The 23,452-nt window shown below is 33.7% G+C and carries 16 protein-coding genes; 9 read left to right on the top strand and 7 right to left on the bottom strand.

What is annotated here, in order from left to right; translation table 11 throughout:
* Positions 1-39: 39 nt before the first annotated feature.
* The gene (gene alaS, locus WNY78_RS18070; RefSeq protein WP_342874629.1) at positions 40-2,652 is read right to left on the bottom strand and encodes an alanine--tRNA ligase; all 2,613 of its coding nucleotides are present in this window, start codon (positions 2,650-2,652) and stop codon (positions 40-42) included.
* A gap of 193 nt (positions 2,653-2,845) precedes the next feature.
* Here alaS and WNY78_RS18065 point away from each other — a divergent pair, with 193 nt between their 5' ends.
* Genes WNY78_RS18065 through WNY78_RS18040 form a run of 6 tightly spaced genes read left to right on the top strand, consistent with a single transcriptional unit; the run spans position 2,846 to position 6,539 of the window.
* On the top strand, positions 2,846-3,817 hold the full coding sequence (locus WNY78_RS18065) for a M23 family metallopeptidase (RefSeq protein ID WP_342874628.1): 972 nt from the start codon (positions 2,846-2,848) through the stop codon (positions 3,815-3,817).
* Between the two features lie 4 nt (positions 3,818-3,821).
* Complete coding sequence (locus tag WNY78_RS18060) at positions 3,822-4,151, top strand: MerR family transcriptional regulator (protein ID WP_321222272.1); 330 nt, start codon at positions 3,822-3,824, stop codon at positions 4,149-4,151.
* Positions 4,152-4,163: 12 nt separating this feature from the next.
* Complete coding sequence (locus tag WNY78_RS18055; RefSeq protein ID WP_342874627.1) at positions 4,164-4,769, top strand: LemA family protein; 606 nt, start codon at positions 4,164-4,166, stop codon at positions 4,767-4,769.
* Positions 4,769-5,206, top strand: coding sequence for a TPM domain-containing protein (locus WNY78_RS18050; RefSeq protein WP_342874626.1), 438 nt, complete (start codon positions 4,769-4,771; stop codon positions 5,204-5,206). Before WNY78_RS18055 ends, WNY78_RS18050 begins: the two co-directional genes overlap by 1 nt.
* Before the next feature lie 8 nt (positions 5,207-5,214).
* Positions 5,215-6,072, top strand: a complete 858-nt coding sequence (locus WNY78_RS18045) for a TPM domain-containing protein (protein WP_342874625.1) — start codon at positions 5,215-5,217, stop codon at positions 6,070-6,072.
* Between the two features lie 44 nt (positions 6,073-6,116).
* Positions 6,117-6,539, top strand: coding sequence for a hypothetical protein (locus WNY78_RS18040; protein ID WP_342874624.1), 423 nt, complete (start codon positions 6,117-6,119; stop codon positions 6,537-6,539).
* Positions 6,540-6,899: 360 nt separating this feature from the next.
* On the opposite strand, the gene WNY78_RS18035 is transcribed toward WNY78_RS18040, so the two are convergent.
* From WNY78_RS18035 to der, 4 genes are all read right to left on the bottom strand, one after another.
* Positions 6,900-9,680, bottom strand: a complete 2,781-nt coding sequence (locus WNY78_RS18035) for an outer membrane beta-barrel protein (protein ID WP_342874623.1) — start codon at positions 9,678-9,680, stop codon at positions 6,900-6,902.
* Positions 9,681-9,783: 103 nt separating this feature from the next.
* Positions 9,784-9,984 (bottom strand): helix-turn-helix transcriptional regulator, encoded by a 201-nt coding sequence (locus tag WNY78_RS18030; RefSeq protein ID WP_194509120.1) that lies wholly within the window; start codon positions 9,982-9,984, stop codon positions 9,784-9,786.
* Between the two features lie 3 nt (positions 9,985-9,987).
* Positions 9,988-10,446, bottom strand: a complete 459-nt coding sequence (locus WNY78_RS18025) for a hypothetical protein (RefSeq protein WP_342874622.1) — start codon at positions 10,444-10,446, stop codon at positions 9,988-9,990.
* A 210-nt stretch (positions 10,447-10,656) separates the two neighbouring features.
* Complete coding sequence (gene der / locus WNY78_RS18020; protein ID WP_342874621.1) at positions 10,657-11,964, bottom strand: ribosome biogenesis GTPase Der; 1,308 nt, start codon at positions 11,962-11,964, stop codon at positions 10,657-10,659.
* Positions 11,965-12,113: 149 nt separating this feature from the next.
* Here der and WNY78_RS18015 point away from each other — a divergent pair, with 149 nt between their 5' ends.
* The gene (locus WNY78_RS18015) at positions 12,114-12,629 is read left to right on the top strand and encodes a GTP-binding protein (protein WP_342874620.1); all 516 of its coding nucleotides are present in this window, start codon (positions 12,114-12,116) and stop codon (positions 12,627-12,629) included.
* A 5-nt stretch (positions 12,630-12,634) separates the two neighbouring features.
* Here the strand turns inward: WNY78_RS18015 and WNY78_RS18010 are convergent, their stop codons facing one another.
* Positions 12,635-13,372 carry a YoaK family protein gene (locus WNY78_RS18010; RefSeq protein ID WP_342874619.1) on the bottom strand — a complete coding sequence of 246 codons (738 nt, stop codon included), beginning with the start codon at positions 13,370-13,372 and terminating at the stop codon, positions 12,635-12,637.
* A 40-nt stretch (positions 13,373-13,412) separates the two neighbouring features.
* Positions 13,413-14,294, bottom strand: coding sequence for a GTPase Era (era, locus tag WNY78_RS18005; protein ID WP_342874618.1), 882 nt, complete (start codon positions 14,292-14,294; stop codon positions 13,413-13,415).
* Between the two features lie 295 nt (positions 14,295-14,589).
* Here era and WNY78_RS18000 point away from each other — a divergent pair, with 295 nt between their 5' ends.
* Positions 14,590-19,770: an immunoglobulin-like domain-containing protein gene (locus WNY78_RS18000; protein WP_342874617.1), complete on the top strand. Its 5,181-nt coding sequence runs from the start codon at positions 14,590-14,592 to the stop codon at positions 19,768-19,770.
* Positions 19,771-20,059: 289 nt separating this feature from the next.
* Positions 20,060-23,452, top strand: a 3,393-nt coding sequence (locus tag WNY78_RS17995) for an HYR domain-containing protein (protein WP_342874616.1), incomplete at its 3' end; no start/stop codon positions are given.

The raw sequence follows: 23,452 nt of genomic DNA, 5'->3' as shown, positions 1-23,452 counted from the left end.
CATGAGATCCTGAATCAAGTTCAGGATGACAAACTTCTGTTATTTTAAATAGTTTTCCGCAGCCTTCAAAGCAGCCTCAATCCCATCAGGATTCTTTCCTCCTGCAGTTGCGAAGAATGGTTGTCCGCCACCTCCTCCTTGGATGTGCTTTCCTAATTCTCTAACAATTGTTCCTGCATTTAAGTCTTTACTTGCAACAAGCTCTTTAGAAATGTAACATGATAAAATAGCTTTACCATCATTCTCTGCTCCAAACAATAAGAATAAGTTATCAAACTGACTTCCCAATTCAAAGCATACATCTTTAATTCCTGCTGCATCTAAATCTAGTTTCTTAGCTAAGAAATTGATACCATTAATTTCGGTGATTTCATTTTTAAGATCACCTTTTATAGATTTTGCTTTATCTTTTAATAAGCCTTCTATTTGTTTTTTAAGTGTTATGTTTTCGTCTTGTAAATTTTGTAATGCTTTTACAGGTTCTTTTGCATTATTTAATAAATCTTTCATTTCAAAATACGCTCTGTTATTTTCAAAATAGAAATCTTTAACTGCATCGCTTGTAATTGCTTCAATACGACGAATTCCTGCTGCTACGGCACCTTCAGAGACTATTTTAAAATGCCAGATATCTCCAGTATTTTTCACGTGTGTTCCTCCACAAAGTTCTATAGATTGCCCAAAACGAACTGCACGAACTGTATCTCCATACTTTTCGCCAAATAAAGCCATTGCACCTTCATCAATTGCTTGTTGCATTGGGATGTTGCGCTTTTCTTGTAATGGCAATTTTCCGTAGATACGTCTATTTACAAAATCTTCAACGTCACGTAATTCTTCAACAGTCAATTTTGAAAAATGTGAAAAATCAAAACGTAAATATTTAGAATGCACTGCAGATCCTTTTTGCTCAACATGTGTTCCTAACACCTCACGTAATGCTTGATGTAAAAGATGAGTTGCGGTATGATTAGACTCTGTTCTACTTCGTTGTTTGGCATCTACTGAAGCTTTTAAAGTTTCATTGACATTTTTGGGTAAGTTTTTAGCAAAATGAACTGCAACGTTATTTTCTCGTTTTGTATCAATGATATAAACAATATCTCCTTGCGCATTTTCTAAATACCCTTTATCTCCTACTTGTCCTCCACCTTCAGCATAAAAAGGTGTCATATTAAATACGAGTTGATATAATTCACCATCTTTTTTAGAGGTCACTTTTCTGTATTTAACAATTTTCACCTGAGCTTCTAAAGTATCATAACCTATAAACTCTTGCTCTTCATCTTCAACAAGGACTGTCCAATCATCAGATTTTAATTGAGACGCTTCCTTTCCTCTTTGTTGTTGCTCTTTTAGTTTCTTTTCAAAATCACTATGATTATACGTAAATCCATTTTCTCGAAGAATCAAACCTGTTAAATCCTCAGGAAACCCATAAGTATCTTTTAATTCAAATACTTTAGCTCCCGAAATTTCTTTCGTTTTTGAATTATCAATAATACGGTCTAGTAAAACCAATCCTTGATCTAAAGTTCTTAAAAAAGACGTTTCTTCCTCTTTAATAACGTTTTCTATCAATTGACGTTGCACTTTTAACTCAGGAAATGCTTTTCCCATTTGCTTCACAAGTACTTCTACTAATCTATAAATGAAGGGTTCTTTTTTATCTAAAAAGGTGAATCCGTAACGTACTGCACGACGTAAAATTCTACGAATCACGTAACCAGCTCCTGTATTGCTTGGCAATTGTCCGTCAGCAATAGAAAATGCTACAGCACGTACATGATCTGAAATGACACGAATCGCAACATCTACCTTTTCATTTTTACCATATTCCTTATCTGTAATTGTTTCAATCTCACGAATAATTGGAGTAAAGACATCTGTATCATAATTAGATTGCACACCTTGCATCACCATACACAAACGCTCAAATCCCATTCCTGTATCTATATGTTTATCTGGTAAATTCTCTAAAGATCCATTGGCTTTACGGTTGTATTGCATGAAAACCAAATTCCAGATTTCTACAACCTGAGGATGATCCATATTGACTAACGTTTTCCCGTCCACCTTAGCTTTTTCTTCTGCCGAACGAATATCTACATGAATTTCACTACAAGGTCCACAAGGTCCTTGATCTCCCATTTCCCAGAAGTTATCCTTCTTGTTTCCCATAAGGATTCTATCTTCGGAAATGTAACCTTTCCAGAAATCGTAAGCCTCTTGATCCATTGGGATATTATCGTCCTTATCACCTTCAAATACGGTGACATAAAGAATGTCTTTATCTATTTCTAATTTTTCGGTCAGTAGTTCCCAAGCCCAAGCAATGGCTTCTTTTTTGAAATAATCTCCAAAACTCCAGTTACCTAGCATTTCAAAAAGTGTATGATGATATGTATCATAACCTACTTCTTCCAAATCGTTATGCTTCCCAGAAACTCGTAAGCACTTTTGAGAATCAGCAAGACGATTATTCTTAGGCTGCGCATTTCCGAGGAAATACTCTTTAAAAGGTGCCATCCCAGAATTGACAAACATTAAGGTTGGATCGTCCTTTAAAACCATTGGTGCAGATGGCACAATGCTATGCTTTTTTTCTTCAAAGAAGCTTAAAAATGTATTTCGAATGTCTTGAGACTTCATGTGCTGTTTATTATTTTTTATTATCTGTCACATGGAACATCACAAAACAATACTCTTTTTGATTAGAGTTATTGCTAGATGTTTCATGTCTTTTAGTTAAACCTTGTACTTATTAAAATTCGATTAATAAGAAACAATTTATATATTTGTGTTACGTTCTATTTAGTCTTGCAAAAATAGAATTTTTTAAGATATGTCTAAAGTAAAATATTATTACGATCCAGAAACACTTTCTTACCGCAAAATAGAGCGTAAGAAAGGCAAAACCGTTACCTATGGATTTATATTTTTATTAGCATCTGCACTTTTTGGTTTCCTATTCGTTTTTATTGCCAGTCAATATATCCAATCTCCTAGAGAGCGTGCTTTAAAACGCGAATTGGCAAACATGGAATTGCAATACGAACTTTTAAACAAACGTGTTGATAATGCCTTTGCTGCTCTAGAAAGCGTTGAAGAGCGTGACAACTCTATTTACAGATTGTATTTTGAATCTAATCCAATCCCTGAAGAACAACGTCGTGCTGGTTTTGGAGGCGTTAATCGGTATAAAAAATATGAAGGTTACGATAATTCTAAACTCATTATAGAAAGCAATAAACGATTAGATAAATTACAAAAAGCTGTAGTTGTGCAATCGCGATCTTTAGATGAAATAGCTGTTTTAGCTGCAGATAAAGAAAAATTCTTATCCTCAATTCCAGCAATTCAACCCGTAAGAAATAAAGATTTAAAGCATATGGCTTCTGGCTATGGTTATAGAACAGATCCTTTTACGAAAGTGCGAAAATTTCACTTTGGTATGGATTTTACTGCTCCTCGTGGCACTCCAGTTTACGCAACTGGTGATGGTGTTGTGAAACGTGCAGATAATAATTCTACAGGTTATGGTAATCACATAAGAATAGATCATGGTTACGGTTATGTGTCTCTTTATGCCCATTTATACCAATATAAAGTGCGTGCTAACCAAAAAGTAAAACGTGGTGACCTTATTGGTTATGTTGGAAGCACAGGACGCTCTGAAGCACCTCATCTACATTACGAAGTATTTAAAGATGAAGAACGCATCAACCCAATTAATTTTTACTACGGAAATTTAACTGCGGAAGAATATGCACGTTTATTACAAAAAGCATCATTAGAAAATCAATCTTTAGACTAAAGCTATGCACATAAATCTTCCAGAAAAACGATATTATGGCATTGGCGAAGTTGCTAAAGCTTTTGACGTCAACACCTCTTTAATTAGGTTTTGGGAAAAAGAATTTGATATTCTTAAACCCAAAAAGAACGCTAAAGGCAATCGTAAGTTTACACCAGAAGATATTAAGAACCTGAAATTCATTTATCATTTAGTAAAAGAACGTGGGTTTACTTTAGAAGGTGCAAAAACACATCTTAAAGAAGGTAAAAAACAATCGCTAGATACTTTTGAAATTATAGAAAAGCTAGAAGGTATCAAAGCACAACTAAATAAAATAAAATCACAACTTTAAAACTCTAACATCATGAAAAAATTACTCATTCCTATAATTATAATTGTCCTTTTAGTAATTGCAGGTTATTCTTGGGGAAAAGGATTTAACAATACAGCAGTTCAACTTAATGAAAACGTAAGTGAAGCTTGGGGAAATGTTCAAACCTCTTACCAACGACGTAATGATCTTATTGGCAATCTAGTAAACACCGTAAAAGGCGCAGCAGATTTTGAACGTAATACACTTACAGATGTTATTGAAGCAAGAGCTAAGGCAACGTCAATTAATATTGATCCGTCAAATGTAACTCCAGAGCAATTAGCAAAATACAACGAAGTACAAGGCGGACTTAGTGGTGCATTAAAAAGTTTATTAGTGACTGTTGAGCGTTATCCTGATTTAAAATCGAATCAAAACTTTTTGAAACTTCAAGATGAGTTGGTGAGTACAGAAAACACGATTAATACTGCACGAACACGTTACAACGAAGCGATTAAGCCATATAACATTCATGTTAAAGAATTTCCTAATTCGCTTCTAGCAGGAATGTTTGGGTTTGATGACAAACCATATTTTGACTCAGAAGCTGGAGCAGAAAAACCTGTTGATGTAGAATTTGATTTCGATAAAAACTAATGTCTAAAGTTGAAGATTTTTTAACAGCAGAAGAAGAGCAAGCCATTATTGATGCTATACGAGATGCAGAGAAAAACACATCTGGAGAAATTCGTGTACACATAGAACGAGATACTGAGCTTGATACTTTTGATCGCGCTATGGAAGTTTTTCATTATCTAAAAATGGATAACACCAAACAACAAAATGGTGTTCTCATCTATGTTGCTGTTGATGCTAAAACGTTTGTGATTTATGGAGACAAAGGTATAAATGATGTTGTACCAACCAATTTTTGGGATAGTACAAAAGATATAATGCAATCACATTTTAAAGCCAATAGATTTAAACAAGGCTTAATAGAAGGTGTATTGAAAGCTGGACAACAATTAGAACAACATTTTCCATGGATTCATGGAGACACTAACGAATTACCTAACGAGATTTCTAAAGGATAAAAAACAGTATGCAGTATTCCGTTTGCAGTAAAAAAAACTTAATTAAGAATACAATTTTATTGTGTGTTCTGTTTTTATGTGCTTTTCAAACCGTAAATGCTCAATTTGATATTCCTCCTATTCCTGAGAAACAAACGAGTGTATATGATTATGCTGGATTATTAACGTCTTCAGAAAAAAACAATCTAGAACAAAAGCTTGTTCGATATTCTGATACGACCTCAACGCAAATTGTAGTTGCTATCATAACGTCTCTTCAAGGAGAAAATATTGGTCTTTTAACACCTAAATGGGCTCATGAATGGGGAATTGGTCAAGCTAAAGAAGATAATGGTGTTTTTATATTATTAGCAAGAGATGATCGTAAAATCTGGATTTCTCCTGGTTATGGTGTTGAAGATAAATTAACAGCAGGTATTGTTGGAGAAATCACAAGAAACGTTATTATTCCAGAATTCAAAAGAGGCGATTACTATCAAGGACTTAATAAAGGCTCTGATGCTATTTTTCAAAGATTAAATGGTACGTATCAAGGCACAAGGCAAACTGATTCTGGAGGCGACTTCCCTGTTGGTGTTTTAGTATTCATAATTCTCATCTTTATCATCTTTGTGATTGCTATTTCTAAAAACCGAAGAGGTGGAGGAAATAACGGTAATGGTGGACACAGAACTAACGGCACAAGTATTTTGGATGCTATCATTTTGAGTAACATGGGACGTGGAAGCTATGGAAGAGGCAGTAGATCAAGTGGAGGACTTTTTGGAGGCGGAAGTTCATCAGGAGGTAGCTTTGGTGGTGGCGGTTTTGGAGGCGGCTTCGGTGGAGGTGGATTCTCTGGAGGTGGTGCTGGTGGAAGTTGGTAGTTTTTTTTGGCTTTCCTAATATGAAAGTAATATTATAGATTATCATGAAAACAACGATTATTTTGCTATTCACCTTATCAACTTTCATTTCTTGTGAACAGAATATAACTTGTGAAGATTTTATTGAAGGTGAATTTATTTCTACTTCATCTGCATTTCCTGGAGTTGAATGGAAAACTATTAAAACAAAAAATAGCCAAATTGATTTCGAAACAAAAATACCTGAAAAGTACATAGGTAGAGGAATATCAACAGATACTACTTTCGCCAATATTAATCAAATAGATAATTGTACATATTTCTATTTTTATGATGAAACAAATACTGACTTTCCTGAATTTCTCAAAATATTAAATGAATCTGGATTTTTAATAGAAAAGAAAAAGATAGTAGATAATTGTCTATACTGGATTATGACCCATGAAGGACAGTGTATTGTAGAGGGTACAATATGTAAAACAAATTAGAATAAATTTAATCAGGTAACCACCGCTTCTTCATTCACTTTACTGAGAACGAATTCACTCCTCCTTGTGATACCGAAACAAGTTTAGCGCAAAAGGAGGAGAATTTAAACCTAAAGCTTTTAAAGACTATAAATTTCTAATAATTCCTTCCTTTTTTTTAAGGGAAGGTGGATTTGATTTCGGTGAAGAAATCAAAGTCGGAAGGGTTTTAAAAAACTTAAATTAATTAAATTCAAACTATATCCTAAAAAAACCACCTCTTCTTTGCTCCTTTTCTAGGAGCAAATTCACTCCTCCTTGAAAAAAGGAGGAGAATTAAATAAGTCTTATTTCATATTGATTAGCTACTAAGACTGTATACTAATCCAAAATAAACATACTATTACTACTTGTATCTCCTTTTGATCCAAGACTATTAAATTTCCAACTAAAACTTAACATAAAGTATTGTTCTAAAACGGTACTTTGTCTATCTTCAATATAGTTGTTAGTTGCGCGACGTCTTGCATTTGTGTTTTGATTGAGTAAATCATACACTTTTAAAGTCATAACTGCTTTATCTTTTAAGAACGAATATGCAAGTGTAGAATTCCAAAACCATGCACTCTTTTGAAACCCTTCTGCAACATTAGGATTATATGCAAAGTCTATATTATTGGTCCACTCAAAATCTTTAGGAATGAAGGTTGTGAAGTTTAAATCTAAATCATGTCTAGCAAAATTGACGTCTTCAAATGTATCAATATCATAGGTGTTTTTTGAAAATGTTAAACGGTATCGTGGTCGTAACTCTAAAACTTTATTCCATGTGAACCTCAAACCTAGACTTGGAGTCAAAGAGGAAACATTACTTTTATATTGCACTTCGTTATTAAAATTTACATTTTGATTTAAACTAACTCCCATTCCTATATCAAATTTGATAGATCGAATAGAATCTGCTTTAACGGTTTTGCTATAGTTGATGTTTCCGTAGACATCATAATTACCATTGACGTTAGCATATGTAGTTGTTCTCTTTAAAGTTTCTGGATCCACAATGGTTCTAGAAACAACTGCATTATTATCAAAGTTGACACTTGCATAACTGTAAATTCCTGTTTTTTTCTGAAAATCAAACGCATTATAACCCATATATAAACGATGGCTATTTGTAGGTTCTAAGTTTGGGTTACCTGTAATGGTATTTAAAGGATTATTTACGTTTTGAAACGGTTGCAACTGTGTTAAACTTGGAGGTCTATTATTTAAAGAATATCCTGTGTACATGGACGATTTCTCACTAAAACGATAATTGAAATATGAACGTAATTCAAGCGCCTGAAAGTTTCGTTTGATATCTAAATCTGGTCTTAAAAAATCTTTATTTTCTAATGTTCTAAACACATAACGTGTTGTAAAACTAGTGGACCATTTCTCTTTACGATAAGTCAATTTTAAAGATGGTGTATTTTCTTGATTTAGATATTCAAAGTCTGTACTTAAATCAAGATTGAAATCATCATATTGATTGGTCACATCATCACGATCAAATGTGCTACGCAAATTGGTACGATTTTCATCTCTAAATCGATATTCAAAATCTAAGAATAATTCTTTAGCAATTAAAGGCATACGGTACGTTGCAGAAGCTCTAAAATTACGATTCTTGTTTTCGGAATTGGTGAATTGATCTCGAATGACATCGTCTTCTTCGGAATTTAAAAAGTTAGTTTCAGACGTTAAAAAATCGGAAGATTCATTGGTATTATATTCTGTATCTATTTCAAACTTTAAGAATGCACCTTTATTACCAAAACGTTTTGTAATTTCTAATTCATTCCCAAAATTCTTTGCATCACTTTCTGAAAACGAAGCTGTTGTAGATTGATTGGTTAGTTCATTAGCTTCATTGCGTGTTTCTTCATCTTCGGAATAAGATCGATTTGACGTTGACCATTTTATTGACGGATTGATATTAATTAAAAACGTAGAATCTATTTCGATATCAAAACCTAGATTAGCGCTATGATTGTTACCATCACTCAAGGATTTTGATCGCGAATCTGAAAAGAACCTAGAGTCTGGTAAAATGTTTTCACGCTCTGTAATGGTTTCATTATCTGAGCTACTTCCGGAGAAAAAATAATCGGCATTGATTTCTACTTTGTCACTGAGAACATCTGCATAGTTTGCTCCAACATTTTGTGATGTGGTGATGCCTTCTCCATTTCCAAAGGATCTACCATCTATGGTAAATGCTCCACTACTGTTCATAGTCATACTGTAGCCTCCTCCAAACATTTTTTGAATTTCGCCAAAACTAAATCCTGGTGAATTTGTATTGTTCCCTCCAGCAAGCACACTAACACGTTGATCATTATCAAAAACATTGACCATACCAGCAAACTCGTAACGTTCATCAGTTCCTCCACCTGCAGACACTCTTCCAAAAACACCTTTATTATTTTCTTCTTTTATGGTAAGATTTATGGTTTTATTCTCCTTGTCTCCTTCTTCTCCTGTGAAAGCTTCAGATTTTGTTTTGGTATCTGTAATTTGAACTTTCTCAATAATATCTTTAGTTAAATTACGTGTTGTAATTGTTGGATCATCACCAAAAAAGGGTTTCCCATTCACTAGAATTTTACTTACGTCTTTTCCGTTTACTGTTATTTTTCCTGCTTCATCAACCTCAACACCTGGCAATTGTTTTAGTAAATCCTCAACGTTAGCATCTTTTTTAGTTTTAAAGGATTTTACATTAAACTCTAGCGTGTCTTTTTTGATTGTAATTGGTGATCTAGATTTAATGACTACTTCATCCAACGCATTACTAATCCCTAATTCTATAGTGCCAATATCTATGACTTCTTTGTTAATTATAATCTGTTTGAAATAAGTTTGATAGCCTACATAATCTATATATAAGTTGAGTTTCTCGTCATAGGTTTCATCTGCGATTTCAAATAATCCTTCTTTATCAGAAATTGTATAAGTCACTAGGCTACTATCTTTTACTCGTTCTAAGTAAATCGTTGCAGCTTCTAATGGATCTTTATTATCTTCGGAAAGGATCTTACCCGAAATTTTAAATGATTTTGATTGAGAGAATGAGATAGCGACACTAAAGAGTGCGATGAAAAAGATTAATTTCTTCATGTGATTGGTTGATTGATTGATTGATGGTTAATTGTATCTCTACAAAAACGAATATAGTTTAGTTTTCGTATGAAAATTCTTAAAATTTTTATAATTTTTGTTATTATTCTCCTTCTTCTAAAAAAAAGAGATCCTCAACGGGAAGCTTAAATAGCTTCGCAATTTTTATAGCTAATAATGCTGATGGTACATATTTTCCTTTTTCAATAGCGTTGATAGATTGTCTGCTTACTCCTATTTTTTCTGCTAAATCTCCTTGTGTGAGGTTATGTCGTGCGCGTTCAATTTTGATATTATTTTTCATAATCTAAGCTCTTGCTTTTAAGAAATTAAATCTGATGATAAAAAATAATAATGGAGTGAACATATTATAGACCAAAACATCGAAGAATGTAAATTCATAAATAAAAATTATGGCCAACATTAAGATTATGTAATTAAAGACAATTGCCCAAACTAATGAATCGTTTCTAATTTTATAAATAAATTCGTCTTCGATCTTCTCTTTTGAAAAACCAACCAACAGACCTCCAATAATAATTGCTAATGCGATAATTTCATCTACGATACTGTTTTCTATAATTTTAAAAAAACCTCCACTACTTGAAAATACGTCATTATCACTATATACTGAAAAAACATTTATTTTTAATAAATCAGATTCAAACCCTGTGATACTTAAAAATATTCCTGAAATTATTCCTAAACTTAATAATATCCAACCTGGCACTTTAAACTTGTTTGATAATAGATAATTTGATTTCATATCATTTGAATTTAATTAATAGACTTCAAAAGTAAACAAAAATTTACAAAAAGTAAACTAAACTTTACATTTTGTATAAAATAATTGATTTATTGTGTTATCCATACACTTCAATCAATAGTATAAAAGATTACAAAAGCAAACATCCAACAGTTGAACTATTGGATGTGGCACATTTCCGAAGACATACATATTATAAAATGTATGTCATTATTTTTTACGCATATAAATACTAATTGGCACACCTTTAAAATCAAAAAGCTCTCTTAAATTATTTTCTAAGAAACGCTTATAAGGTTCTCTCACATATTGCGGTAAATTACAGAAGAATGCAAACTGTGGTTGAGGTGTAGGCAATTGCATGATGTACTTAATCTTCACGAATTTACCTTTGTATGCAGGTGGAGGATAATTTTCAATAACTGGCAACAAGACTTCGTTAAGCTTGCTAGTTTTGATTTTTTTAGTTCTATTTTTATAAACCTCTACAGCAGTTTCAATAGCTTTAAAAATACGTTGTTTTGTCAATACTGAGATAAATACAATTGGCACATCTGTAAAAGGTTCCATCTCTTTTCTGATGACCTTTTCAAATTGCTTCATGGTTTGGGTTTCTTTTTCTACCAAATCCCATTTATTGACAAGAATAACAATTCCTTTACGGTTACGTTGTGCTAGCCAAAATATATTTTGTACTTGACCGTCAAATCCACGAGTTGCATCTAAAACGACTAAACATACATCGCAATGTTCAATTGCACGTACACTTCTCATTACAGAATAAAACTCTAAATCTTCTTTGACTTTAGATTTACGTCTAATTCCTGCAGTATCTACTAAATTAAATTCAAATCCAAAACGGTTATATTTTGTATCTATAGAATCTCTTGTTGTACCTGCTACATCTGTAACGATGTAACGATCTTCACCAATTAGTGCATTGATGAATGATGATTTTCCTGCGTTTGGACGACCAACTACTGCAAATCTTGGGAGTTCATCTTCTTCTTCTTCCTCTACTATTTCTGGTAAGGCTTCTACAAGAGCATCTAATAAATCTCCTGTTCCACTACCATTAATACTAGCAATTGTATAATACTCTCCAAGACCTAGTGAATAGAACTCAACTGCGTCTTCAGATCGTTTATTATTATCTACTTTATTTACTGCTAAAAAAACAGGTTTGTCAACCTTGCGAAGCAATCTCGCTACGTCTTCATCCATTCCTGTGACACCAGTCTCAACATCTACCATAAATATGATAGCATCTGCTTCTTGGATAGCCAATTCTACTTGTTTATCTATTTCAGCTTCAAAAATATCATCGCTACCTTTGACGTAACCTCCTGTATCAATTAAAGAAAATTCTTTCCCGTTCCAATCACTTTTACCGTAATGTCTATCTCTTGTAACACCACTTACTGCATCAACAATAGCTTCTCTACGTTGAATTAAGCGATTAAAAAAAGTCGACTTACCTACATTTGGACGACCGACTATTGCAACTATACTTCCCATAACTTGTTTATTTTATATGCATTACATATCCTGTAAGCGGGTGCAAAGATAGTCAATATGTTGGATGCACTATTATTTTTAGCTGAAATAGTATTTAAATTGATTGTTTAATCTAAAATTAGTAATTTAAACATCAATTAAAAAATAGAATGTCTACAACCAACGATATCGTCTTAAGACCACGTTTTAAGTTTAATGTAAATCAAGAAAACACATCTATATTAGACGTATTTGAGGATACAAAAAACACACAAAAAGAATTCATTGTCTCTAGAATTGATGACCATATCTTTATTAAAATCCCTAAAGCTAAACAACATTTTTGGTCACCACAACTCCATTTAGAAATTAACGAAAATGAAAACAAGAGTAGCATTATTTATGGCTTGTTTGGACCAAATCCAACCGTTTGGACGCTATTTATGTTTTTCCATTTTATTGTTGCTGGACTATTTATTGGATTTGCAATTTGGGCTTATGTGAATTGGAGTTTAGGTTATGATTTTGCAATGCAATTATTTGTCACATTGTTTACAATTGTTGTATGGTTTGCGCTATATTTTGGTGGACGTTTAGGTAAGAAAACTGGAATGGCACAAATGCATGAACTACATCATTTTATGCGTGACACGTTGAGAAATAATGGGATTCATACTGAAGACTAACTCTTCTAATATTTTCTTTGCTTAAATTTTCTTTGTGTTCGAATTAATTTATACTTCATATCGTCATAAAATAAACTTAAGAACAAAATTATTGCTCCAAAAATTAGAGTGTTTAATTGCAAATTAAGTTTTGAGTAAATAAATCCTCCAATAATTCCACCAAGAAAGAAAAAACAAATTATATAAATCCGAAGTTTTATAGTCGCTCTAATATGTTCTCTGTTTGGATAAGATTTAGGAAAAAACAGTTGCGATAGCTCTATTCCTAAATCTGTGAACAGACCTGTAAGATGTGTTGTTCTTACAATAGCATTTGAGATTTTTGTCACAAACGAGTTTTGAAGTCCCATAGCAAAGAGTAGCGAACAAATAATTAAGTCAGGATTTTTTATTTCTCCATAATTACTTAGGATTGAAATTGTAGATAAAATCAAGCATTCTATTAGTGTTGGCAGAACAAAAACATTAAGTTTTCTATTTTCTTTAAATTTTTCAATTAGGAAGCTAGACAAAAAAGAACCAAAGAGAAAGGCAAAAATATATAGAAAATAAATGGTTCCTTTCCAAAACTCAAAATTGGCAACATCACTAATAAAAAGAGCAAAATGTCCAGTTACATTTGTTGTTAGTTGTTTAAAAGCTAAAAAACCTGTGACATTAACTAATCCAGCTACAAAGGATAAAATCGTAGCAATTTGCAGATTATGTTTTAATGTTCTGCTTTTACCTTGATGTCTAAACATTTAAATACCATTTAGTTTGGGTTTTAAAAATTAGTTACAACTACTGATTATAACCAAAACGTTTTAATTGACGTTGGTTACTTCTCCAATTCTTGTTCACTTTCACATATAATTCAAGGTGGACTTGCTTTCCGAAGAACTTTTCCAAATCCTTACGAGCCTCAACTCCAACACGTTTTAGAGCACTACCTTTATGTCCAATTATAATTCCTTTTTGAGTCTCTCTCTCAACCATAATAATAGAACGCATTTTAATAATTGTATCCTCTTCAAAAAATTCTTCTGTATCGATTTCTACTGCGTAAGGAATTTCCTTTTTGTAATGCATCAAGATTTTCTCTCGTATGATTTCATTGACGAAAAAACGTTCTGGCTTATCTGTAAGCTGATCTTTTGGATAAAATGCAGGAGATTCTGGCAGCAACTCAACAATACGTCCAAATACTTCTTTAACGTTGAAACCTTCTAAAGCGGAAATTGGAAATATTTCAGCATTAGGCACTTTGCTTGACCATAGTGCTACTTGAGATTCTAGTTGACCTTGATCTGATTTATCAATTTTATTCAATAACAGTAATACTGGAATTTTAGAGTTCGTGATTTTATTAAAAAACGCTTCGTCTTTTAATTCTTGCTCACCAATTTCTACCATATAAATTAAAACATCTGCATCATCAAAAGCAGATTTTACGAAATCCATCATAGATGCTTGTAGCTCATAAGCTGGTTTAATAATCCCAGGTGTATCACTTAATATCACCTGAAAATCCTCACCATTTACAATACCTAAAATACGATGTCTCGTCGTTTGTGCTTTAGATGTGATTATTGATAATTTCTCACCAATAAATGCATTCATTAAGGTTGATTTCCCAACATTTGGGTTACCAATAATATTTACAAAACCTGCTTTATGACTCATTTTAATTACATTTAATACGCTACAAAGTTACGACCTTATTAGGCTATTTTGAAAATAATAGATTCTTATCTTTATAATGTGACTATTTTTTTTAAGCTTCAACCCTTGTTTGTAAAGTTGTTTAGGTAGTAATAAACGTAGTTAATCGATTAAATTTGAATACCTATTTTATGAATCATACTTTGAAATAGTATACCTCCAACTCTATAATTAGATTATCGCTTTTAAACCTACACACTTGGTAATCGATTTTTATTAAACAATTCAACTTTTAATACTTAAAACAGCATTTTTGTTGAGCACCATTAAAAAACATATTATTTTATTTGTAATGCTAGCAACAAGCATTATTATTAATGCGCAATGTGCTCCAGACGTTACACCTCCTACAATCACATGTCCAGGAGATGTTATTGCTGCTTGTCCTCATTCTCCAATTCTTAATGCTTTAGCACCTACAACTTTTGACAATTGCGGCTCAGTAGTTTTACAAACCTACACGCTTTCAGGAGCAACAACAGGATCTAGTCCTTCCACTGGTATACATGATGTTAACTCTGTAATTTTTTTGGCTGGCAACACGACTGTTAGTTATTATATTGAAGATACTTCTGGCAACTCAGCAACCTGTAATTTTAATGTCAATGTAACTGATCACACAGCTCCAATTGTAGTTTGTCAAGATGATGTAGTGGCTGTCAATGATTCGGGTTCATGTACTGCAAATGTAAATATGTTCGATTTTAATGTGTTTCCAACTGCATATGATAGTTGTTCAGGACTATCTACCGTTCCAACGGGTGTTCCTGCAGGTTCAAACTTCCCAGTAGGAACAACAACAGTTATTTGGGTAGTTACTGATGCAGCAGGTAATTTCACAACATGTCCTCAAGATATTACTGTTACAGATGAAGAAGACCCAACAATTACATGTCCTTCAAATATAAGTGCGAATACAGATGCAGGTCAATGTACTGCTACAATAACTATTCCTTTAGTAATTGCGAATGACAACTGCTCTGTTAGTTCTGTCACTAACGATTTTAATGGTGGAGGAGCAGATGCTAGTGGTACTTATCCTATAGGAACAACAACTGTTACTTTTACCGTTACAGATCCCACAAACAAAACAGCTACTTGCTCAATGGATGTAGTGGTGACTAATAATCAAAGTCCAACAATAACACTCTTAGGAAGCAATCCTCTAACACTGGAGGCTTGTGATATTTATACCGAATTTGGTGCTACAGCTAACGACGCTTGTTTTGGGAACATTTCTGGAGATATAATTATTGATAGCTCAACCTTAGACCCAACTACAGTTGGCTCTTATCAAGTAACCTATACAGTTGATAATGCAAGTGGAAATACAACTCAAATTATCAGAACTGTAAATGTAATTGATACTACAAATTCAAGTTTAACTTTAATTGGACCAAACCCTTTAACAATTGGTGATTGTTCAACTTACACAGAGCTTGGTGCTTCCTTAATTGATCCTTGTTTTGATGATATTTCTGGTAATGTTATTATTGACAATTCAAACGTAGACACTACAACACTGGGTTCTTATACCGTAACTTATACAGGAATGGATGATAGTGGTAATCCTGCTATACCGATAACAAGAACTATAAATGTAATAGACAATTCGCCTCCAGACATCACACTTATAGGTGACAACCCACAAATTATAGAAGCATGTGATCCATATATAGAGCTAGGTGCTACTGCATTAGACCCTTGTTTTAATATTGATTTTACAAGTAGTATTATAACCGATGCTTCAGGTATAGACACAAGTACACCAGGTATATATACTGTTATTTATAGTGTTACAGATTCATTTGGAAATACATCAATTGATTATATTAGAGACATTGAAGTTATTGATACCATAAACCCAAGTATCACTTGCCCAAGTGACATTACGTTAAATAATAATGTTGGAGACTGTTCTGCAATTGTTACTTATGCAGATCCTGTTGGAGTAGATAATTGTCCTATTACTATTACCCAAATTACTGGATTACCTTCTGGCAGCACATTTCCTATTGGTACAACGACGAATACATTTGAAGTTAGTGATAATGATGGTAATACAGCAACTTGTAGTTTTGATGTTACAGTAAATGATTTTGAATTACCAGTAGCAGTATGTACCAATTTTTCTGTTGAATTAAATCCTACTACTGGATTAGCAACAATTAGCCCAAATGATATAGATAATGGATCATCTGATAATTGTAATTTTACCCTTTCAGCATCTCAAACCGATTTTGATTGTAGTCATATTGGAGACAACGTAGTAACTCTTACCATAACAGATGACACGGGAAATTTTAGCACATGTGATGCTACTGTAACTATTACAGATAATAGTGTGAATGCTGCGGTAACTATTTCAACTCCTATAAATCCTATTTGTGAAAATGAATCAGTAACTTTTACAGCCACACCAACTGAAGGTGGAACAGCTCCTAATTATCAGTGGCAATTAAATGGCACAGATATTTCAAGTGCAAATTCGTCAACATATACGAGTAACACGCTAATTGATGGTGATGAAATTACTGTAAACATGACTTCTAACGCTACAGCTTGTGCGCAGAGTGTAACTAGTAATACAATTACAATGGTTGTAGTTGACAATAATCCATCAGCAGATGCAGGACCAGATATAACGAGTTCTATTTGTACAAATACAACGGTAACATTAGCTGCTAATGCAATTATTGGCAGCGGAACGACTGGATTATGGACAGTAACTTCTGGGCAATCTTCGGGTTTTAGTTTTTCAGACGATTCTAGTCCAACCTCAACATTTACAGGTGATATTGGAGAGATATACACACTTGTTTGGACTATAGACAATCCGCTTCCTTGTAATGATTCAGACGATAGTATGACTGTAACTTTTATAAACTGTACAGCTTTAGATTTTGATGGTGTGGATGATAATATCACATTTAGAAACAACTATAATTTTAATTCTGATTTCACGATAGAATTATGGATAAAATCTGAAGTTTCAAATGTTAGCACGCAAACTATACTATCTAAAAGAGAAGCTACAAATCAAATTGACGGTTATGATTTAAGAATAGAAAACAATTATGTGTCTTTTAATTGGAATAATGGTGAATCGTTGTTGTCACCAAATCAAATTATCACGAACCAATGGCATCATGTCGCTGTTGTTTTAGGTAGTGGAACTTATACCTTATATATAGATGGTGTTGAAATGAATAGTGTCGCAGGAAGTGTACCCATTAGTAATACTGTAGATTGTATTTTAGGTGCTATGGATGAAACTATAACACCTCCTTTTAAACCCATGTACTATTTTAATGGAGGAATGGACGAATTACGAATTTGGAATACAGCTTTAAGCAGTACCCAAATTAGAAAAATGATGAATCAAGAAATTGAAAATAATTCAGGTTCCATAGTTGGTTCAATTATTCCTATTGACATTTCTGGTTTAACATGGACTAATCTTAATGGTTATTATCAAATGAACCAAGCTACAGATCTTTCTGGAGGTAATTTAACATCCACTAACGCCAATTCTATTGAAGGATTATTGAGATATATGACCACTTTACAACCAGAATCTGCACCAATTCCTTATCATTCATTTTCAAATGGTTTATGGAGTAACACAAGTACTTGGCTACATGGTGCTGTTCAAGCCATACCAAATAGTCTAAGTATTGATGGATCAACTCAAATAGATTGGAATATCGTCAATTCTGCACATAAAATTTCATCTGGAAATATAAATATAAAACTGCTCGGATTAAATGTAGTAAGCGATACCCTATCAATAGAAAATGTAGATCCGTTAAACGGACAAAGTCTTAGTATTTCAGATTATTTAAAAATAGATGGCACTCTAGATCTTGTTGGAGAATCTCAATTAATTCAAGATATTGGGAGTATAGTTGATTACAATGGAACTGGTAATCTACAGCGAGATCAACAAGGAACAACCAATCTGTATAATTATAATTATTGGAGTTCACCTGTGAGCCTAAATGGTAATACATTTAGTATTGGTAGCATTCTAAATGATGGAACTACATATACAAATCCACAATCCATTAATTGGACAAATGCTCACGATGCCACAGGAAGCATTAATCCTATAACATTAAGTTCTAAATGGATTTACACTTTTCAAGACTCACCTGGTACAGATTATTTTGATTGGGTATCTCAAAATAATACGAGTTTTATTGATGTAGGATTAGGTTTTACATTGAAAGGAAGTGGTGTTGGAGATCCAATATTAGACCTACAAAATTATGTTTTTATAGGTCAACCAAATAATGGAGAAATTCTTGTTCCTATAATTGCACCTTATCAAGCTTTAATTGGAAACCCATACCCTTCTGCTGTTAATGCAGATCAATTTATAATTGACAATGGACCATCTGGCACAAATGCTATAAATGGATCATTATATTTCTGGGAACATGCTACTAGTAATACATCACATGTGCTTTCAGAATATGAAGGCGGTTATGCAACTTACAGCTTATCTGGTGGAGTTGCTGCAGTAAGTGCACCTTCAGAAATTGGAGGACTAGGAAGTACTGGAAAGATTCCTGGTCAATTTATTCCAATTGCTCAAGGGTTTTATGTCACTTCTAGCACATCTGGTGGTACAATTGAATTCAATAACAGTCAAAGAGTTTTTGAGAAAGAATCTACAAGTAGTTCTATCTTTTTAAGGACTTCTGAAAATAATATAGAAAACACAACCAACAATACAATTAAACGAATTAGATTAGAAGTTAAATTACCAGATGGAGCTTTACGTCCCTTACTATTAGCTTTTACACCAAACAATGAAGCTACTGAAGGATTAGATTATGGTTATGATGCAGAAAACACAGAAAACTTTATTAATGACGCGTCGTTTATGATCGAAGATTTACCTTATGTTATTCAAGGCACTAGTAATTTTGACGTCACTAAACAATACCCATTAGGGCTATTTATATCAACTTCTGGCACTGTTGAAATAAGTTTGAAATCTATTGAGAATTTTGAAAATAATATCGACGTTTTCATTTATGATTCTGCTACAGAAATCTATACAAATATTAATGAGTTTGATTCGACCTTGACATTGAATGCTACAGATTATATAGACCGATTTTTTATCACATTTGAAGCACAAGACACACTTACAACTGGTGAACATTTCAATGACGAACTTACGTTAATCTATCTCAATGATTCTAACGAAATATACATCAAACTTACACCTACTCAAGACGCTAAATTAGTAAGTCTTCATAATGTAGTAGGGCAACAAGTGAAATCTTGGCAATCTGAAGATCTAGATAGAATAGCTAATGAAATTAGAATACCTATTAAACTTATTTCGGAAGGGATTTATGTCGTAAAACTAACCACCAATGACGAGAGGGTCATTAGCAAAAAATTGATTATAAAAAACTAGTGGAATCACATAAAATGTCTTGTTAAAAAAATGTTTTAACTAATTATGTCCAATTCGTGCCTTATAATTAGCTTTTCATCGAAAAATTAACAAAATCTTTAGGAATCTATTAAAAAAACTTGCGTAAACAATATTATTATTTCATTTTTATAATGCTATTAATCAACACATCTTCCAATCAAAGACTTGTTGAGACTGACCAAAGTCTACACTAAATTTTTCTTAAAGCACAATTAAGCTTTACAAGCTATCTATGTTTTGGTTTTACAACTAACGTAACTGAAACATTATGAAACGATTACTACTCTCTCTAGAAAATTACTTGTCTTTTATTTTCTCAAATGTTTTTTTCATAAAAAGAAAACTACTGATTATTTCAATTTTTTCACTAGGTTCTATAGCTTATACGCAATGCCCTGATGATAATATACAATTTGATACATCCACTCCTAATTGTACTGGAGCACCCGAAACATTAACAACTTGTATTTATGGTGGAGAGTACAGAGCTGTTAATGTTATTGCAGGGAATACTTATACATTTGAAACCTGTGGAGATACTAACTTCGATACACAGCTTACAGTCTATGGCGCAGGTGGGAATGTTTTAGGCTACAATGATGATTTTTGTGGACTTCAGTCCAGCGTTACTTTTGTAGCAGGTGTTTCCGAACAAGTACGAGTGTTGATTAATGAATACAATTGCGTATCAAACTCTAGTTGTATGACACTTATTTCTACATGTACTCCACCAATTTGTATACCTCCAACAGCAACTGGAGTTGAAATTTGTGCTGGAGAGAATAGCCAAGCACTGACCACTAATGAAGTTTGTCCTTCAGGAACGGTTCCAGGCACACTTACGGCTACAGGAGCAGGTGGTGTGTCAGGTAGGTCTAGTGGTACTTTTAGTGATCAATATACAACCTTTAACAATACGAATATAAATATTAATTTCCCTGCCTTACCAGCAGGTGCCATTGTCACAGGAACATCACTAACTATTTCCTATACCTCAATAAATGGTTCTTACAGAAGCGAACTCAGAGTGCAAGCTAATCCTCCAAATGGTCAACCACAACAAAACAACATACAACCTTCAACATTTAATTCACAAGGCCCAGTATCTAATGCAACTTTAGGAAGTTGGGGAACAAACAACCCTTCTGGAAATTGGAATTTCAAATTTAGAGAAACTTATAATGATAATGGAACTAATGCAGATGCTAACATCTCAAATATAACAATTACAGTTACTTATGATTTACCTGTACCAGGAAACATTGAATGGTATCAAAATGCAACTGGAGGATCATCCATTGCATCAGGTGCTTCGTTCGATCCTATAGCTTTTTTACCTGGAGGAAATACAGATACTCCAGGAACCTATACGTTTTATGCGGCTTGTTCAGCAACACCAGATTGCAGAACTGCGGTAGATTACACTATTAAAGAAACAATAGATTATGCTAATCTTCAATCTCCTGGTTCTGAAACTATGTGTTTGAACGACACTTTAACAGCTTACGGACAAGTTTACGAGGCTGGATTGACAGATTCTAACAGCTCAGCAGTTTCAGATATTTCAGTAGAGTTTGGGGTTAATGAATCTGATGTTGATCCTTCAACTTGGCCAGCGGGTAATTGGGATACGGCAATACCAAACCCAACATATGATTTTAATCAAAATAATGATGAATACCAATATGAATTCACACCTAACACTGTAGGAACATACTATTATACATTTCGTTATTCGCTTAATGGATGTGAATGGCAATATGGTGGACACCCAAACGGTTTTTGGAATGGAAGCTCTCAAAAAAATGGAAGCCTTACGGTTCAAGAAAACCATACCTTAAGCTTAAGTTTAGGAAGTACTAATCAAACCCTTTGTCCAAATACGACAATTGAGGATATTGTATACACTTTTGATGGTGGTGCCTCATCGACTTCGATTTCACCAGCACTCCCAACAGGCTTAACATTTAACCCTTCTACTGCAACAATAAGCGGAACTCCAACCAATTCAGGTACCTATAATTATACAATTTCAACTGTAGGAAATAGTTGTTCTTCCGAACAGCTATCGGGTACGATAACAGTGAAAGAACTTCTAGATTATGCCAATCTTCAATCCCCAGAATCAGAAACTTTATGTCTGAGCGAAACTTTAACCGCTTATGGACAAGTTTATGAGTCTGGATTAACAGATTCTAGTGGTTCGGCAGCTTCAGGAATTTCAGTAGAGTTTGGTTTTAATGGATCTGATGTTGATCCTTCAACATGGCCAGCGGGTAATTGGGATACGGCAATACCAAACCCAACATATGATTTTAATCAAAATAATGATGAATACCAATATGAATTCACTCCTAACACTGTAGGAACATACTATTATACATTTCGTTATTCGCTTGATGGATGTGAATGGCAATATGGTGGACACCCAAACGGTTTTTGGAATGGAAGCTCTCAAAACAATGGAAGCCTTACGGTTAATGAAGCGCCTGTGATTACATCTTCGTTTTCAAATATTACACAAAATACAGATAGTGGTGTTTGCGGTGCTATAGTAACTTATGACGATGTTGTTGCTACAGGAACACCTACTCCAACAATAAACTATTCACATCTATCAGGATCTTTATTCCCAGTGGGAACCACTTTGGTAACCGTTACAGTAACTAATAGTTGTGGTAGTGAAAGTAAAACTTTTGAAATCACTGTTATAGACAATGAGATACCAGTAATCAACGGCACACCTGCGAATATAACAGTTAGTAATGATCCAGGAAAATGTGACGCAATTGTGACATGGACTCCAGCGACGGTTGCAGATAACTGTCCAGGTGCAACAATCAGTTCAGACTTACCTTCTGGACATACATTCTCATTAGGAACTACAACTGTAAATTATACTGCATCAGATGCAGCAGGAAATAATGCCGAAGCAACTAGCTTTACAGTAACAGTAGAAGACAATGAAATTCCAGTAATCAACGGTACACCTGAGAATATTACAGTAAGTAATGATCCAGGAAATTGTGATGCAGTAGTGACATGGACTCCAGCGACGGTTACAGATAACTGTCCAGGTGCAACAATCAGTTCAGACTTACCATCTGGACATACATTCCCATTAGGAACTACAACGGTAAATTATACAGCAGTAGATGCAGCAGGAAACAATGCCGTAGCAACTAGCTTTACAGTAACTGTAGAAGACAATGAAAATCCTGTTATCAGTTGTATTACAGATGACGCAAGAGATACTGATGCTGGTGAATGTACATATACAATTCAAGGCACTGAATTTGATGCCACTTTTACTGATAACTGTACTGATGGTAGTATCACTAACGACTATAACAATAATGCTTCTTTAGCAGGAGCTGTTTTCCAAAAAGGAGCTACTACAGTAACTTGGACGGTTAATGATGGTCATGGCCAAACAGCGATATGTACAACTACAATTACGGTTGAAGACAACGAAGATCCAACAATAACTTGTGCTGGTGACATCACTCAAGATTCCGATTTAGGATCTTGTGATGCCATTGTTACCTATTCAGTTACAAGTTCAGACAATTGTGCTGGTGAATCGCTTGTGCAAACTGCAGGATTAGCATCAGGAAGCACATTCCCTCTTGGAACAACAACAAATACCTTTGAGGTCACT

The organism is Psychroserpens sp. AS72 (assembly GCF_038900375.1).
Taxonomy (GTDB): Bacteria; Bacteroidota; Bacteroidia; order Flavobacteriales; family Flavobacteriaceae; genus Psychroserpens.
Note: the sequence above shows the minus strand (reverse complement) of the source record. Positions and strands in the feature narration are given on the sequence as shown.

Excerpts from the sequence above, each read along its gene's own strand:
- WNY78_RS18010 (WP_342874619.1), bottom strand. The coding sequence starts at position 13,372 with ATGTTTAGACATCAAGGTAAAAGCAGAACATTAAAACATAATCTGCAA.
- alaS (WP_342874629.1), bottom strand. The coding sequence starts at position 2,652 with ATGAAGTCTCAAGACATTCGAAATACATTTTTAAGCTTCTTTGAAGAA.
- WNY78_RS18030 (WP_194509120.1), bottom strand. The coding sequence starts at position 9,984 with ATGAAAAATAATATCAAAATTGAACGCGCACGACATAACCTCACACAA.
- WNY78_RS18065 (WP_342874628.1), top strand. The coding sequence starts at position 2,846 with ATGTCTAAAGTAAAATATTATTACGATCCAGAAACACTTTCTTACCGC.
- WNY78_RS18025 (WP_342874622.1), bottom strand. The coding sequence starts at position 10,446 with ATGAAATCAAATTATCTATTATCAAACAAGTTTAAAGTGCCAGGTTGG.
- WNY78_RS18050 (WP_342874626.1), top strand. The coding sequence starts at position 4,769 with ATGTCTAAAGTTGAAGATTTTTTAACAGCAGAAGAAGAGCAAGCCATT.
- der (WP_342874621.1), bottom strand. The coding sequence starts at position 11,964 with ATGGGAAGTATAGTTGCAATAGTCGGTCGTCCAAATGTAGGTAAGTCG.
- WNY78_RS18035 (WP_342874623.1), bottom strand. The coding sequence starts at position 9,680 with ATGAAGAAATTAATCTTTTTCATCGCACTCTTTAGTGTCGCTATCTCA.
- WNY78_RS18015 (WP_342874620.1), top strand. The coding sequence starts at position 12,114 with ATGTCTACAACCAACGATATCGTCTTAAGACCACGTTTTAAGTTTAAT.
- WNY78_RS18040 (WP_342874624.1), top strand. The coding sequence starts at position 6,117 with ATGAAAACAACGATTATTTTGCTATTCACCTTATCAACTTTCATTTCT.
- WNY78_RS18045 (WP_342874625.1), top strand. The coding sequence starts at position 5,215 with ATGCAGTATTCCGTTTGCAGTAAAAAAAACTTAATTAAGAATACAATT.
- era (WP_342874618.1), bottom strand. The coding sequence starts at position 14,294 with ATGAGTCATAAAGCAGGTTTTGTAAATATTATTGGTAACCCAAATGTT.
- WNY78_RS18055 (WP_342874627.1), top strand. The coding sequence starts at position 4,164 with ATGAAAAAATTACTCATTCCTATAATTATAATTGTCCTTTTAGTAATT.
- WNY78_RS18060 (WP_321222272.1), top strand. The coding sequence starts at position 3,822 with ATGCACATAAATCTTCCAGAAAAACGATATTATGGCATTGGCGAAGTT.